Origin of the sequence: Streptomyces kunmingensis, assembly GCF_039533535.1 — a bacterium.
Lineage (GTDB): Bacteria > Actinomycetota > Actinomycetes > Streptomycetales > Streptomycetaceae > Streptomyces > Streptomyces kunmingensis.
In genome coordinates this window covers 174,654-188,731 of sequence record NZ_BAAATS010000006.1, presented here as the reverse complement: position 1 = coordinate 188,731, position 14,078 = coordinate 174,654, and the positions used below count along the sequence as shown (strand labels likewise).

The window sequence follows — 14,078 nt, the reverse complement described above, 5'->3', positions numbered from 1 at the left end:
GTCCAACTCACCGGGGAGGACAGCGGATTACTCAACCGAGGAAACAGCACGCCGAGCAAGGCGCTTTACCGATGCTTGACCCGACCCACCGTTTCAGCGCAGGTCAGGCGCGTAGCCCGGAAGCACCCTTCGCAACGCCCGCAACGCGTAGTACGCGCGGGACTTCACGGTACCCGGGGGAATGCCGAGTGCTCCTGCGGCTTCCGCCACACTGGCGCCCTTGAAGTAGACCTCGAGGAGCACCGCCCGGTGCTCAGGACTGAGCGTCGCCACCGCTTCCCGCACGTCGAGCGCGGCGGCGGACCGCTCGGCGTGGTCGCCGCAGACCCGCGCGCTCTCCAGGACCGCGTCGCCCACCTCCGCGGGCCGGGCGAGCCGCGCCCGGCGGGCGTCGATGGCGAGCCGCCGCCCCACCGTGAAGAGCCAGGGCCGCACCGACTCGTACCGCGAGTCGAGCGCCTCCGGATGCTGCCAGGCTCGTACGTACGTCTCCTGGACCAGGTCCTCCGCGCGCTGGCGGTCCCCGTCGCACAGGCGCAGCAGGAACGAGAACAGCGGTGCGCCGTGCTCCCGCTGGACCTGGGCGAGGTCCTCCTCCGGGGTCGTGGGTCTCGTGAGCGCCGTCGTCATGCGCGTATGGCAACGCAGGCCGCCGCGTCGGCCCAGGGGGCACGCGCGGCTCTGCGGCAGGCGGTCGATGCCGTCGACGAACGGTGCGGTGAACGGGCCGGGCGGAGCAGCGGCGTGACACCTATTCAGGGATGAATCCGGTATGTGTGCTTGAACCCGCCTTGTCCTCGTACATGCATGCGTACGACAAAGAAGAACCCCGCAACGCACCCACGAGCGGGACCGCGCCCTTCAAGGAGCCTGAGTGATGACACGGAGTACGCGCCGGACGGCGGCAGCTTGCGTCGCCGTGCTGATCGGCCTCGGCGCGGGCTGCGCCGCCCCGCCCCCGCAACCGCCCCGCACTCCGGGCGCCGCCCCCGCGGCGCCCCGCGGCTTCACGCTCGTCGCGTCCGGCGACGTCCTGCCGCACACCTCGATCATCGACCGGGCGCACGCGGACGCGGGCGGTCACGGCTACGACTTCCGCCCCATGCTGGCCGGGGCCAGGGCGGTCGTGGCCCCGGCGGACCTCGCCCTCTGCCATATGGAGACCGTGTACGGCGCGGACGGCCACTACAGCGGCTACCCGGCGTTCAAGTCCCCGCCGCAGGTCGCCGCGGGCCTGCGGGCCACCGGCTACGACTCCTGCTCCACGGCCTCCAACCACACCCTCGACGACGGAGCCGACGGCATCGCCCGCACGCTCGGCGCACTCGACCGGGCCGGGATCGCGCACGCCGGGTCGGGCCGCACGGCCGCCGAGGGGCGCGGCCCGGGCCGGCTCCGCGCCGGCGGCGCCGAGGTCGCACACCTCGCGTACACCTATGCCACGAACGGCTATCCACTGCCCCAAGGGCGCCCGTGGGCCGTCAACCTGGTGGACCGTCAGCGCATCGTCGCCGATGCCCGCGCCGCCCGGAAGGCGGGCGCCGACGTGGTCGTCGTCTCGCTGCACTGGGGCACCGAATGGCAGGACGAGCCGGACGCCCAGCAACTCGGCCTCGGCAGGGAACTCACCGCGTCCCGCACACACAGCCGCCCCGACATCGACCTGATCCTCGGCACCCACGCACACATCCCGCAGGCGTACGAGAAGGTCAACGGGGTCTGGATCATCTACGGCATGGGCGACCAGGTCGCCGGCGAGATGTTCAACCACGAGGGGGCCCGGGACGCCCGCGGCAACATGAGCACGATCGGCCGCTTCACCTTCACCCGGCCCGCCCGCCCCGGCGAGCGCTGGCAGGTGACGAGGGCGGAGTTCGTCCCCGCCTGGTTCGACCCGCGCTCCGACCGTGTGGTGAACCTGAACCGGGCCGCCGCCCGGGGCGCCGGCCTCGCCGGCATCCGTGACCGCATCCGCCGGACCGTCCTCAGCAGGGGCGCCGCCGAGGACGGCCTTCTCATGGGCAGGTAGCCGCTCCAGACAGGACCTAGGCGCGGTCGCCGTCCGTGCGGCCGGGCCGGGCCAGTTCTGACTTCCTGTACGAGTATCCGAAGTAGACGACGAGCCCGATCAGGAACCACACGGCGAACCGCACCCAGGTCTGCCACTGCAGGAACGTGATCAGCCAGATCGAGAAGACGACCCCCAGCGCGGGCACGAAGGGCATCCCGGGTGTGCGGAACGTGCGCGGCAGGTCCGGCTGCCGGTAGCGCAGCACGATCACCGCGACGCACACCACGACGAACGCCAACAGGATGCCGATGTTGGTCAGTTCGGCCGCCTCGCCGATCGGCAGGAACCCGGCGATGGCGGCGGACGCGAAGCCGACGATCCACGTCACGCGCGTCGGCACGTGCCGCGTCGGGTGCGTCTTCGCGAACCACTTCGGCAGCAGACCGTCGCGGGACATGCTGAACCAGACCCGGGTCACGCCCAGCATGAACGTGAACATGACGGTCATGATGCCGATGATGGCGCCCACCGCGATCACGTCCGCGAGACCGCTCAGACCGGCCGCCTTGAACGCGGTCGAGAACCCGCTCTCCGGGTCGATGTCCTTGTAGTTCTGCATACCGGTCAGCACCAGGCAGGCGAGCACGTACAACACCATCGAGATGGCGAGCGAGTAGAGGATCGCCTTCGGCATGTGGCGCTGCGCGTCCTTCGACTCCTCCGCCGCCGTCGACATGGCGTCGTACCCGAAGACGGCGAAGAAGACGGTCGCCGCGCCCGTGAACGCGCCGCTCACCCCGAACGGGAAGAACGGCGTGTAGTTGCCGGTGTTGATGTGGAAGAAGCCCACCCCGATGACGAGCAGCACCACCAGCACCTTGAGGACGACGACGACCGTCTCGAAGCGGGCCGCATTCCTGATGCCGAGGGTGAGCAGGTACGCGATGAGCAGGCACAGCGCCGCGGCGAACAGGTCGACCTTGTGCCCGCTGCCCGTGCCGGGCGCGCCCAGCATCCACTTCGGCAGGTCCAGGCCCATCTCGCCGAGCAGGAAACTGAAGTACCCCGAGATGCCGATCGCCACGACCGCGACGATCGCCGTGTACTCCAGGAGCAGGTCCCAGCCGATGAACCAGCCGGCGAGCTCGCCGAGCACCGCGTAGCCGTACGTGTACGCCGACCCGGCCTTCGGGATGAGCCCGGCGAACTCCGCGTAGGACAGGGCCGCCGCCGCGCTGGCGATGCCCGCGATGAGGAAGGAGATGAGGACGGCGGGGCCCGCCGTGCCGTTGGCGACCGTGCCCGCGAGGGTGAAGATGCCCGCGCCGATGATGCCGCCGACGCCGATCGCGGTGAGCTGCCAGAGGCCGAGCGAGCGGGTGAGCTGCGAGGGGCCGCCGCCCGGCCCGCCCCCGGTGTCCTCGATCTGTTCGATGGGTTTGCGGCGCAGCACGCCTTGTCCCAGGCGCGGGCGTGGGGGAACGGCCATGAGCTCACCTCTTCGCAGACGTGACGGCTGACGGCCGATCATGATGCACCCGAGACGGCGGCGGCGGAAGACGACGCGCCTTCGCGGTCCGGCTTCGACGGTTACGGCACGACCGTGACCGGCCAGCGTCCGGCCTTCACCAGGCGGACGGCGACCGAGCCGACGATGCGGTGCCCGGCCTGCTCGGAGGCACCGACCACGACGGCGTCGGCCTTGAGGTCGTCGGCGGCGGTGACCAGCCCGTTGAACGGGTCGCCGCGGAACGTGTGGAACTCCCAGCGCACGGCGTATATGTCCTTCACCCGCTCCGTGGCCTCCCGGATCTCCGCGATGAGGCTCTCGGCGATCTCGTCGGTCGTCTCCGCGACGGGTACGCCGAGCGCGGCGCCGGCCGACATCACGGGCTGCACATAGACGACGGCCAGCAGCGCGTGCTGGCGCCGGGCCAGGCCCCCGGCGTAGGCCGCGGCCCGGAACGAGGATTCGGAGCCGTCGACTCCGACCACGATCACCTTGGGCCCGTCGGTGCCGCGTTCGAACTGGTGTGGCTGCTGATCGGTCACGCGCAGAGGCTAGCGGAACCCCCAGGTGGGGGAAGGGGCGGGGGGAGAACGGATTCTCCGGTTCCGCGGCGGTCGCGGGGACCGCTCAGCGCACGGACACCAGACGGGCGAAGACCACCACGTTGCCGTCGTAGCCGCTCTTCGCGGAGTAACCGCCGCCGCAGGTGATGACGCGCAACTCCGGTACGCCGGTGGAGCCGTAGACCTTCGTGCCGGGGAAGTGCGACTTCGCGAAGACCTCGATCCCGTAGACCTCGAAGACGGCCGTCCTGCCGTCCTCGCGGCGGACCTCGACGTGCCGGCCCTTCTTCAGGGAGCCCAGACCGTAGAAGACGGCCGGCCCCCGCAGGTTGTCCACGTGGCCGACGACGACGGCCGTGCCCTTCTCGCCGGGGGAGACGGCCCCCGTGAACCAGCCCGCCAGGTTCGGGTCCTCGGGCGGGGGCGCGTCCACCCAGCCCTGCGCGTCGAGACCGACCTGCGTCACCGGTGCGTCGACCTGGATCGCCGGGATCCGTACGCGCTCCACCGTCGAGAACGGCAGCGGCCCGGGCGTCCTCGACGCGGCCCACGTGGGGGAGCGGCCGTCCGCGGCGGCGGCCGACGCGGGCTGGGGCGGGCCCAGGTCGAATTCTCCCGAGCCGTTGCGGATCAGCGCGAGGCCGGTCAGCAGCACCAGCGCCAGGACGCCCCACGGGGCGCGCTTCCTCGGCTGCTCCTCGTCGGTGAGCCGTGCGTCGGACATGTGCTCATCCCCTCTGGCGCGGCGGCGGGACCGCGACCGTGGCGCGTACGGAAACGCTAAGGCGGGCCGGTGCGGGCGGCGACGGGTCGGGGGCGAACGGGTGGCGGCGCCCGCGGCTGTGCGGGCGGCCGGTGCGCCATCCGGGTCGACGGCGCCCGCGTCTGTCCGTCCGGCCGTGACCTGCGGCGATGTCGGCCCGCGCGGAGATCCTTCGGTGTGTCGGCTCACCAGGACGGCCGATCCCCGAAATGCGGCTGCGCCCACGGCATCTGAGGGTTCGTCCGGGAGGTGCTCACGCCGACCTTCCCGGGACGACTCCCGGGAGCGCCTTCCGCGGAGGAGTCCCATGCGTACCACCCGCGCCCTGACGGTGTCCGCCGTCGTGGCCGCCGCTGTCGGCCTGGCCGCCCCCGCCGCGTCCGCGTGGACGGGACCGTCCACCATCACGGCCGGGCCGGGCGCCGTCCCGCGCGGCGGACAGCTCACCGTCACCGTCGACGGCGCCACGTGCCGGTCCGGCGGCACCGCCACGTCCGACGCCTTCGGCACGGCCGACTTCCGCGCGGTCCCCGGAGGTGGCGCAGCGAAGGCGACCGCCACGGTGCACGGCGCCGCGGGGCCGGGGGCGCACGACATCAGCGTGCACTGCCAGGGGGCGACGGTGACCCGGCCGGCCGCGTTCACGGTCGTCCACGGCGGGGTACGCGGTGGCCTCGGCGGCACACGGGAACCCAGGGCGAGCAGCACCGACACGGTGATCGGCGGGGTGCTGGTCGCCTCCTCGCTCATCGGCGGCGGCGTGTTCTGGCTGCGCCGCCGCGCGGAGAACAAGGCCTGACCCGGGGACGTCAGCCCTTGCCGTCGCCGGTGCGGCGCCGCGAGAAGTAGTACGCGGTGCCGACCGCGCCCGTGATCAGTGCCGCGCCGAGGCCGATCTCGTGCAGGTCGAAGCCGCCGATGCTGCCGCCGACACCGGCGTCGACCCCGTGGTCGGCGGGCGGGGAAGCGGAGTCGTCCGGCCTGCCGCCCGCGATGGTCAGGTCGACGGACCGGGTCCGGTGGCCCTCGCAGGCGAACTGCACGGAGTACATCGCGCCCTGCTTGGCGTCCCAGTCGACGGTGACGGACTTGGAGCTGTTGTCCTTGCCGAGCGACACGGCATCGAAGATCCCGGCGCTCACCTCGGTCCTGCCCTTGCAGCCGCTCTGGGACAGCATCACCCGGCCGCCCGCGGCGACCGTGGTGGGCGAGACGTCGGCCTCGAACGCGTGCTCGTCCCCCGCCGCGGCGAAGGGCGCGGCGAGGGAGAGCGCGGTGAGGGACAGCACGGCGGCGGAAGCGGCGCGTATCGCGTGCATGGGGGTTCCTCCGGGTCACGAGGGGCAGCTGCGGACCGGTTCCGCACGCTCGGGACAAGCACCTCGATGCCCGAAACGCTAAATAAAGACCCGTATGGGCGCTATCCGTGTCGTGCGAACGGGTCACCCGGCTGGGCCGACGGGGTCACTGGGCCCCCGGGAAGAGCATCAGGAACGGCTCCGCGCTCGCCGCGACGCCGCGGCTGTAGGGCGCGTCGAAGTCCCAGATCAGGAAGAGCAGGAAGGCGATCAGCGACGAGAAGAGGCCCGCCAGGAGCAGCTCGCGGCGCGTACGCCGGATCTGCAGCGCGAAGATCATGCCGATGGTCACCAGACCGCCGACGATCAGCCCGAACCAGACGACGCCCGGCATCGTGGCCCCGGTCGAGTCCGCGCGGGCGTTGCGCGCGTCGTCGGCCGCCGCCACCTGGTCCAGGAGTGGCTGATAGGCCTGGGCCTGGAAGTCGTCCCGCGGCTCAAAATCGGTGACGTCGTGGCGGACTTTGTCGAGCAGTTGTGTACCCCTGTCCGTCAGCTCGCCCTTCGTGCGCATCGCGTGCCACTCCGTGGTCACGACATGGCTGACATAGGTGTCGACATCCGCCCGGATCGTGGCACGGACGTCGGCGGGGTAGACGCGGACGCGCTCGTGGATCTCGTGCAGCGCCTGCGCCTCGTTGCGTACGTGGTCCTGGGCGGCGCTGCGTGCCTCCCAGGCGCCCGCGATGGCCAGGCCGAGGACGATCGCGTAGACCACCCCGATCATCATCGTCATGTACTCGATGACGTCCGGGGTCTCGGACGGGTCGTCGTCCTCACCGATTCTCCGTTGCTGCAGGACCTGGACGATGAGCACGACCGCACAGACGGCGACCATCGCGAGGGCGAGAACAAGCCATTCCGACATCGGAACCTCCACACAGGTTCAGCGGGGGCGCAGTGCGGCGACCGCGAGCACCGCGGGCGCGGTGATGAGCAGGGTGAGCGTGACGAGGGACGGTCCGCCGCGCGGCGGTGCGCGATGCACCGTGGGGCGGTACACGGGGTAGTGCACGGCCGCGGGGGCCGGTTTCGGGGGCCCCGGGCGGGCGGGGGCGGCGCTCGGTGGCGGTGGCGGTGACGGAGGCGGTGGGGGCGAGGGCGCCGGTGGTGACGGTGACGGAGACGGGGGAGAAGGGGGCGCCGGCGGTGCCGGCGACGGGGGCGCCGGAGCGGGCGGGCGCGCGGGAGGCGGCGGGGCGGGTTCGGGCGGAGTCGGTCTGGGCGGCGGCGTCGGCTTCGGCGGGCGCGTGCTCGGCCCCGCACTGCACATGCCGCCGTCGCCGGCGACCGCCACGGCGCCGCCGCTCGGGCCCCCGTCGACCGAGGCGTAGGCGCAGCTGTCGGACGGCGCGAGGGGCGCGGCGGCGGCGACGGGCGTACCGCACAGCCAGGCGACGGCCACCGCCGCGACGACTCGGGTGACCAGGGCCGACCTGGCCCGCATGGTTCGGTGCACGACCGAGATCATGAGCGCTGCGGCGGCCGGGCACGCCGTCGATCGAGCGGAATACCCCGAAGGTGGGGATCGCTAGTACGCGTGTTTGGGACCCGCCCCGTCCCCCGTGCGAGTCGCTCGGAGGGTCGCTCCGCGTCAATAAATCTTGGACCGCGTTGAACGCACCCGCTGCCCCCACCCGTACCTAGGGCCATGTGCGGACCCGACCGGCTTCGCACAACACCCAAGCACTATGCGGGAGTTGACGATGAAGACCTCCTGGCGGAGCGCCTCGCTCGTAGCGACAGCTGCGGCCCTGCTTGCGCTGACGACGGCGTGCGGTCAGGAAGACGGCGGCACGTCCACGAACGGCCAGAACGTGGGCAATGCCGCCCCGGCGCAGGGCGGTTACGGATCCGACGGTTACGGCTCGTCCGCGCAGGACAAGGCGGACGCGGCGCCGAAGGCCAAGGCCGCGGGGCAGCTGGCCGTGTGGGACAGCAAGAAGCTCGGCAAGGTCGTCACGGACAGCGCCGGGTTCACGCTCTACCGGTTCGACAAGGACACGGCGCAGCCGCCCAAGTCGAACTGCGACGCGGCCTGCCTGAAGGCCTGGCCGGCCGTCCCCGCGAGCGGCGCAAAGGTCGCGCCCGGCGTCGACCCGTCGCTGATCGACGAGGTCACCGCCGCCGACGGCACCAAACAGCTGACCATCGACGGCTGGCCGATGTACCGCTACGCCATGGACACCAACCCCGGCGACGCCAAGGGGCAGGGCGTGGGCGGCACGTGGTACGCGGCGGCCCCCGACGGCAAGAAGGCGAGCCCGGCGGCGGCCGAGGAACCCGCCGAACAGCCCGCCGACCTCGCCGGACTCTCCACGCGCAAGGATCCCGAACTCGGCGAGATCGTCGTCGACAAGAACGGGATGACCGTCTACCGCTTCCTGAAGGATTCTGCCTGGCCCATCAAGTCCAACTGTGTCGGCGCCTGTGCGCAGAAGTGGCCCGCGGTGGCGCCGGTCGCCAAGAACGACACCGAGAACATTCCACTGAAGGGATACATGACGTTCGACCGGCCCGACGGGACCAAGCAGCAGACCCTGAACTGCTGGCCGGTCTATACGTTCTCCGGCGACAAGAAGCCCGGCGACACCAACGGGCAGGGTGTCGGCGGCACTTGGTACGCGGCCTCGCCCGAGGGGAAACCGGTGGGCGCCCCCAAGTAACAACCGCGGTGACGCCGGGGTGCCCGGCACGCGGCGGGCAGTAGAGTCGTTGAAGGATTGGGCGAATGGCCGGTCCGTTCCCTGTATGGCCGAGTGATGGTCATGCGTCGGGAACGGACCGGTTCTTTTCGGTAGGGACAGAGACGGTTTCGGGATGGTTTCGGATCTTTGCCAAATGGCAGGTGCCGCAGGCAGTGACCGAGAACGGATGGTCAATTTCCGTTTTGACTCGCTCCTTTGGCGGCTGATCAGTAGCCTCTGCTCGAACACCGGCTCGCCTACGCCTTGGAGAGATTGATGGAGCGTCCTGCCTGGGCCCCGCAGGGCATCGACATCTCGGTGCCCAGTGTGTCCCGGATCTACGACTATTACCTGGGCGGTTCGCACAACTTCGAGGTCGACAGGGAAGCCGCCCGCAAGGCCATGGAGTTCCTGCCGGGCCTGCCCAAGATCATGCAAGCGAACCGGGCGTTCATGCGGCGGGCGGTGCGCTACGCCGTCGACGAGGGGCTGACCCAGTTCCTCGACATCGGCTCGGGCATCCCGACCTTCGGCAACGTCCACGAGGTGGCGCAGCAGGCGAGCCCCGGCGCCCGGGTGGTCTACGTCGACCACGACCCGGTCGCCGTCGCGCACAGCCGGGCCGTCCTCGAGGGCAACCCGGACACCGCGGTCGTGGCGGCCGACCTGCGCAAGCCGAGGGAGCTGCTGCGCAGCCCCGAGATCGGTGAACTCCTGGACCTGGAGCGGCCGGTGGCGCTCCTCCTGGTCGCCGTACTGCACTTCATCGAGGACGCCGACGACCCCTACGGGGCGGTGGCCGAACTCAGCGAGGCGCTCGCGCCCGGCAGCCTGTTGATCGTGACGCACGCCACGTACGAGGGCATGCCCATATCGACCGAGCAGGCCGGCGGCGCGGTCGACGTCTACCGGAACGATGTCCGCAATCCGCTGATCATGCGGAGCCGCGAGGAGATCGGACGGTTCTTCCAGGGGTACGAGGTGGTCGAGCCGGGCATCGTGCAGATGCCGGTGTGGCGGCCACAGACCGCGCCCGAGGACGAGGACCCGTTCACTTTCGCGGGCTATGTGGGAGTGGGGCGCAAGGCGTGAGCGATGAGCCGGGCGGACCGGAGGACAGACTGCGCAGGTTCGCCACGATCTGGAGCCGGGCGATCTTTCCGGTGACGGCGACGTCCCTGACCCGGCCCGAGTTCGAACAGGAACTCGTGCCACTCGCCCGCCGGCTGCGCTCCGCGCTGGCCGCCCGGGCCCTGGACGCCGCACAGGGACAGGCCGTCGGGGCCGCCCTGATCGACGTCCACTGCACCGACCCCGAGGCGCTCAGCCGCACCCTCGACGTGGTCGAGGCCTACCTCGTCCTGTACTGCGGCGAGGAAGCGCGCACCCCGGAGCGCGAGGACGATCTGCGCGCCCGCTGTGCCCGCCTCCAGCACACCGTCGCCGCCGGCTTCGCGGCCGCGCTGCGCGAACGTACGCTCGCCGAGCAGGAGGCCATCTCGCGGGCCGCGCTCAACGCCCGCAGCGCGGTCGCCGAGGCGCTGCACGCGAGCGAGGCCCGGTTCCGCGCGGTGTTCCACGGAGCCGCGATCGGCATCAGCATCGCCTCCCTCGACGGCACTGTCCTCGAGGTCAACGACGCGCTCGTGCGGATGTTCGGCGGCGCCGAGGGGCTGCTGCGCGGGCGCAACGTCGCGGAGTGGACCCACCCCGACGACGCCCCGCAGGTGTGGCACCTCTACCACGAGCTGGTGCGCGGCGAGCGCGAGCACTACCGCGTCGAGAAGGCGTTCCACCGGCCCGACGGCACCGCGCTGTGGACGAACCTGACGGTCTCGCTGCTGCGCGACGCCGACGGCGTACCGCAGTACCAGCTGGCACTGATGGAGGACACGACCGAGCGCCGCCTGCTGAACCTGCGGCTCCGGTACGAGGCCACGCACGACGCCCTGACCGGGCTGCCCAACCGCACCCTGTTCTTCGAGCGCCTGGAGAAGGTGCTCGGCGCGGGCGAGGGCATGCGGTTCGGGCTCTGCTACCTCGACCTCGACGGCTTCAAGACCATCAACGACAGCCTCGGCCACGCGGTGGGCGACCGGCTCCTCGTCGAGGTCGCCGACCGGCTGCAGGCCTGCGCGACCGCGCCCGGCGAGATGGTCGCCCGGCTCGGCGGCGACGAGTTCGTGGCGCTGACCACCGGCCGGGACACCGAGGCGGAGGTCGACGAGCTCGCGGGACGCATCATGGGAGCGCTTGCCAGCCCGATCCGGATCGACGGCCGCGAACTCACGGTGCGCGGTTCCATCGGCATCGTCGAGGGCCCCGTCGGCGACCGCAGCCCCGCCGAGGTGCTGCGCAGCGCCGACATCACGATGTACCGGGCCAAGTCCGCGGGCGGCAACCGCTACGAGCTGGCCGACCCCGAGGCCGACGCCCGCGCCATCACCCGGCACGGGCTGACGACGGCGCTGCCCGCGGCCCTGGACCGGAACGAGTTCTTCATCGAGTACCAGCCGCTCGTCCACCTCGGTGACGGCAGTGTGCGCGGCGCCGAGGCGCTCGTGCGCTGGCGCCATCCGCAGCACGGGGTCCTCGGGCCCGACCGCTTCATCCCGCTCGCCGAGCACACGGGGCTCATCGTGCCGCTCGGCCGCTGGGTCCTGGAGGAGTCGGTGCGCCAGGCCCGCGAATGGCAGGACCGCCACGAGCAGGCCGGACCGCTGCGCATCAACGTGAACCTGTCGCCGATGCAGCTCACCCACCCCGGCCTCGTCTCCGACACGGTCGAGATTCTGGAGCGCTGCGGTCTCGCGCCGGGGGCGCTGTGCCTGGAGGTGACGGAGTCGGCGCTGATCGGTGCCGACGACGATCTGCTGAAGCCGCTGCGGCGCCTCTCGGAGATGGGGGTCGACATAGCGCTCGACGATTTCGGTACGGGGTACTCGAACCTGGCGAATCTGCGGCGGCTGCCGGTGAACGTACTCAAGCTGGACCGTTCCTTCACGCAGGGCATGCAGCAGTTCCCCGCCGATCCGGTCGACCTGAAGATCGTCGAGGGCATCGTGTCACTGGCCCACAGCCTGGACCTGGCCGTCACGGTCGAGGGCGTGGAGACGGGGGCTCAGGCCGAGCAGTTGCGGGAGCTGGGCTGTGACACGGCTCAGGGCTGGTACTACGCGCGGCCGGGTCCTCCGGACCGGTTGCACGAGTTGGCGTTGGCCGACGCGACGGGGTGAACGGGGCGGTTTGATCTCCGCGGAACCGGGTGGTCGTCGCCGGATGCGCCTCGCCGTGGCCACTCGCGCAGTTCCCCGCGCCCCTGGGGTTGTGTGTCTGCGGCCCGGTGGGGGCTGGTCGCGCAGTTCCCCGCGCCCCTGAGATGCGCACTGCGTGCGCCATCTCGGAGGGCGCGCTTGGTGCGCGGCGGGATACGCTCATGGGGCTGCGGCGAAGCCGCACGCCTCAGGGGCGCGGGGAACTGCGCGAGAAGCCCCACCGGGGCGCGGTCGGCGAACTTCGCGGACAACCCCCACCGGGGCGCGGTCGGCGAACTTCGCGGCCAACCCCCGCTGGGGCGCGGTCGGCGAACAAGCACCCCCGCACCCCGAGTACTCACTCATCCCGCTCCACAAGCATCCGCTGAAGCTCGCGCGCAGCCCGCGGCGGAGCCACGTCGCTGCGGTGGGCCAGCGCGATCGTGCGGTGCAGCCCCGGCCGGGCCAACGGCGTGACGCGCAGATCCGCCCCCGCCCGCAGCGCGACCATGTGGGGCACCACGGCCACCCCGAGCCCCGCCCGCACGAAACCGAGGACCGCGTCCATCTCCCCGCCCTCCACCGCGAAGTCCGGGTCGAACCCCTCGGCCCGGCACGCCGCGACGGTGAGTTCCCGCAGGTCGTAGCCGTGCCGGAACATCACGAGCCGCTCGCCCTCCAGGTCGGAGATCCGTACCGACTGCCGCCCGCGCCCGGGCCGGGGCGCGCTCGGTGAGGAGACCACGACCAGCTCCTCCCGCAGCAGCTCCACCGTCGTCAGCGCGGGCGCCGGCGCCGGCAGGGGGAGGACGACCAGCGCCAGATCCAGTGCCCCGCGCGCAAGTTCGCGTACGAGATCGTGCGAGCCGCCCTCCTCGATGAGCAGCTGGATGCCGGGATAGCGGTCGTGGAAGGCGCGCAGCACGTCCGGCAGCAGGCCCGTGCAGAGCGAGGGCGTCGCCCCGAGCCGCACCCGCCCGCGCCTGAGCTGCGCCAGCTCCTGCACCTCGTGCCGGGCGGTGTCCGCGTCGGCGAGGATCCGGCGGGCCAGCGGCAGCAGCGCCTCGCCCGCGTCGGTGAGCGTGATGTTCCCGCGGGCCCGCTGGAAGAGGTCCACCCCCAGCTCCCGCTCCAGCGCGCGGATCTGCTGGGACAGCGAGGGCTGGGCGACGTGCACCAGTTCGGCGGCGCGCGTGAAGTGCCGGGTCTCCGCGACCGCGACGAAATACTGGAGCTGTTGGAACTGCATGAAGAGCAGAATAGTTCCCAGCATAGGCAATGCCTATGGAAATGAGCTGCTCCATGTCTTGGACCGATCGGGTGCTTCGGCCCTACCGTCTCATTCCATGGCTCTGGCAACGCGGACGGACCGACGACCGTCCATGACACGCACGATCTGGGACAGCTCCCTCGGCAAGAAGACCGTGATGGCTGTCAGCGGCATCGTGATGCTGCTCTACCTGGTCGCGCACATGATCGGGAATCTCAAGATCTTCTTCGGTCCCGCCGAGATCAACCACTACGCCCACTGGCTGCGCACCATGGGCGAGCCGGTGCTCCACTACGAGTGGGCGCTGTGGCTGGTGCGCATCGTGCTCGTCGTCGCCGTCGTGGCCCACGCGACGTCCGCGTACCAGCTCAGCCGCCGCGACATCAAGGCGCGCCCCAGCAAGTACGTGCACAAGAAGCCGGGCGCGAGCTATGCCACCCGCACCATGCGCTGGGGCGGCATCATCCTCGGCCTGTTCATCGTCTGGCACATCCTCGACCTGACCACGGGCACCGTGCACCCGGGCGGCTACGAGCACCTGCACCCGTACCAGAACATCATCGACACGTTCTCGACCTGGTACAGCAACGTCGTCTACATCGTCGCGATGCTCGCCCTCGGCTTCCACATCCAGCACGGGTTCTGGAGCGCCGCGCAGACCC

12 protein-coding genes and 1 pseudogene are annotated in these 14,078 nt (G+C 71.4%); 6 read left to right on the top strand and 7 right to left on the bottom strand.

What is annotated here, in order from left to right:
- Positions 1-93: 93 nt before the first annotated feature.
- Complete coding sequence (locus ABD366_RS09190; RefSeq protein WP_324770224.1) at positions 94-630, bottom strand: sigma-70 family RNA polymerase sigma factor; 537 nt, start codon at positions 628-630, stop codon at positions 94-96.
- 247 nt (positions 631-877) lie between these two features.
- Between ABD366_RS09190 and ABD366_RS09185 the strand changes: the two genes are divergently transcribed.
- Positions 878-2,029 (top strand): CapA family protein, encoded by a 1,152-nt coding sequence (locus ABD366_RS09185; RefSeq protein ID WP_344441443.1) that lies wholly within the window; start codon positions 878-880, stop codon positions 2,027-2,029.
- 16 nt (positions 2,030-2,045) lie between these two features.
- Here the strand turns inward: ABD366_RS09185 and ABD366_RS09180 are convergent, their stop codons facing one another.
- The 3 genes from ABD366_RS09180 to ABD366_RS09170 all read right to left on the bottom strand — a co-directional run bounded on the left by ABD366_RS09180 (position 2,046) and on the right by ABD366_RS09170 (position 4,808).
- Complete coding sequence (locus ABD366_RS09180; protein WP_324770211.1) at positions 2,046-3,500, bottom strand: amino acid permease; 1,455 nt, start codon at positions 3,498-3,500, stop codon at positions 2,046-2,048.
- 101 nt (positions 3,501-3,601) lie between these two features.
- On the bottom strand, positions 3,602-4,063 hold the full coding sequence (locus ABD366_RS09175; RefSeq protein ID WP_324770213.1) for a universal stress protein: 462 nt from the start codon (positions 4,061-4,063) through the stop codon (positions 3,602-3,604).
- Between the two features lie 85 nt (positions 4,064-4,148).
- Positions 4,149-4,808, bottom strand: coding sequence for a class F sortase (locus ABD366_RS09170; protein ID WP_324770215.1), 660 nt, complete (start codon positions 4,806-4,808; stop codon positions 4,149-4,151).
- Positions 4,809-5,154: 346 nt separating this feature from the next.
- Between ABD366_RS09170 and ABD366_RS09165 the strand changes: the two genes are divergently transcribed.
- On the top strand, positions 5,155-5,646 hold the full coding sequence (locus ABD366_RS09165) for a hypothetical protein (protein ID WP_324770216.1): 492 nt from the start codon (positions 5,155-5,157) through the stop codon (positions 5,644-5,646).
- 10 nt (positions 5,647-5,656) lie between these two features.
- Here the strand turns inward: ABD366_RS09165 and ABD366_RS09160 are convergent, their stop codons facing one another.
- Together ABD366_RS09160 and ABD366_RS09155 are read right to left on the bottom strand one after the other, a co-directional pair.
- Positions 5,657-6,166, bottom strand: coding sequence for a hypothetical protein (locus tag ABD366_RS09160; RefSeq protein ID WP_324770217.1), 510 nt, complete (start codon positions 6,164-6,166; stop codon positions 5,657-5,659).
- A gap of 145 nt (positions 6,167-6,311) precedes the next feature.
- On the bottom strand, positions 6,312-7,073 hold the full coding sequence (locus ABD366_RS09155; RefSeq protein WP_324770218.1) for a bestrophin-like domain: 762 nt from the start codon (positions 7,071-7,073) through the stop codon (positions 6,312-6,314).
- Positions 7,074-7,911: 838 nt separating this feature from the next.
- Between ABD366_RS09155 and ABD366_RS09150 the strand changes: the two genes are divergently transcribed.
- The 3 genes from ABD366_RS09150 to ABD366_RS09140 all read left to right on the top strand — a co-directional run bounded on the left by ABD366_RS09150 (position 7,912) and on the right by ABD366_RS09140 (position 12,128).
- Positions 7,912-8,871: an SCO0930 family lipoprotein gene (locus tag ABD366_RS09150; protein ID WP_324775067.1), complete on the top strand. Its 960-nt coding sequence runs from the start codon at positions 7,912-7,914 to the stop codon at positions 8,869-8,871.
- A gap of 297 nt (positions 8,872-9,168) precedes the next feature.
- A complete protein-coding gene (locus tag ABD366_RS09145; protein ID WP_324775065.1) occupies positions 9,169-9,984 on the top strand; it encodes an SAM-dependent methyltransferase in 816 nt (271 codons plus the stop codon).
- On the top strand, positions 9,981-12,128 hold the full coding sequence (locus ABD366_RS09140) for a putative bifunctional diguanylate cyclase/phosphodiesterase (RefSeq protein WP_324775063.1): 2,148 nt from the start codon (positions 9,981-9,983) through the stop codon (positions 12,126-12,128). The genes ABD366_RS09145 and ABD366_RS09140 overlap by 4 nt, the downstream gene beginning before the upstream one ends.
- Before the next feature lie 376 nt (positions 12,129-12,504).
- Here the strand turns inward: ABD366_RS09140 and ABD366_RS09135 are convergent, their stop codons facing one another.
- Positions 12,505-13,395, bottom strand: a complete 891-nt coding sequence (locus ABD366_RS09135) for a LysR family transcriptional regulator (protein ID WP_324775061.1) — start codon at positions 13,393-13,395, stop codon at positions 12,505-12,507.
- Positions 13,396-13,528: 133 nt separating this feature from the next.
- Between ABD366_RS09135 and ABD366_RS09130 the strand changes: the two are divergent.
- Positions 13,529-14,078, top strand: a pseudogene (locus tag ABD366_RS09130) (succinate dehydrogenase); the annotation flags it as partial.

Excerpts from the sequence above, each read along its gene's own strand:
- ABD366_RS09160 (WP_324770217.1), bottom strand. The coding sequence starts at position 6,166 with ATGCACGCGATACGCGCCGCTTCCGCCGCCGTGCTGTCCCTCACCGCG.
- ABD366_RS09165 (WP_324770216.1), top strand. The coding sequence starts at position 5,155 with ATGCGTACCACCCGCGCCCTGACGGTGTCCGCCGTCGTGGCCGCCGCT.
- ABD366_RS09135 (WP_324775061.1), bottom strand. The coding sequence starts at position 13,395 with ATGCAGTTCCAACAGCTCCAGTATTTCGTCGCGGTCGCGGAGACCCGG.
- ABD366_RS09155 (WP_324770218.1), bottom strand. The coding sequence starts at position 7,073 with ATGTCGGAATGGCTTGTTCTCGCCCTCGCGATGGTCGCCGTCTGTGCG.
- ABD366_RS09185 (WP_344441443.1), top strand. The coding sequence starts at position 878 with ATGACACGGAGTACGCGCCGGACGGCGGCAGCTTGCGTCGCCGTGCTG.
- ABD366_RS09170 (WP_324770215.1), bottom strand. The coding sequence starts at position 4,808 with ATGTCCGACGCACGGCTCACCGACGAGGAGCAGCCGAGGAAGCGCGCC.
- ABD366_RS09145 (WP_324775065.1), top strand. The coding sequence starts at position 9,169 with ATGGAGCGTCCTGCCTGGGCCCCGCAGGGCATCGACATCTCGGTGCCC.
- ABD366_RS09150 (WP_324775067.1), top strand. The coding sequence starts at position 7,912 with ATGAAGACCTCCTGGCGGAGCGCCTCGCTCGTAGCGACAGCTGCGGCC.
- ABD366_RS09190 (WP_324770224.1), bottom strand. The coding sequence starts at position 630 with ATGACGACGGCGCTCACGAGACCCACGACCCCGGAGGAGGACCTCGCC.
- ABD366_RS09180 (WP_324770211.1), bottom strand. The coding sequence starts at position 3,500 with ATGGCCGTTCCCCCACGCCCGCGCCTGGGACAAGGCGTGCTGCGCCGC.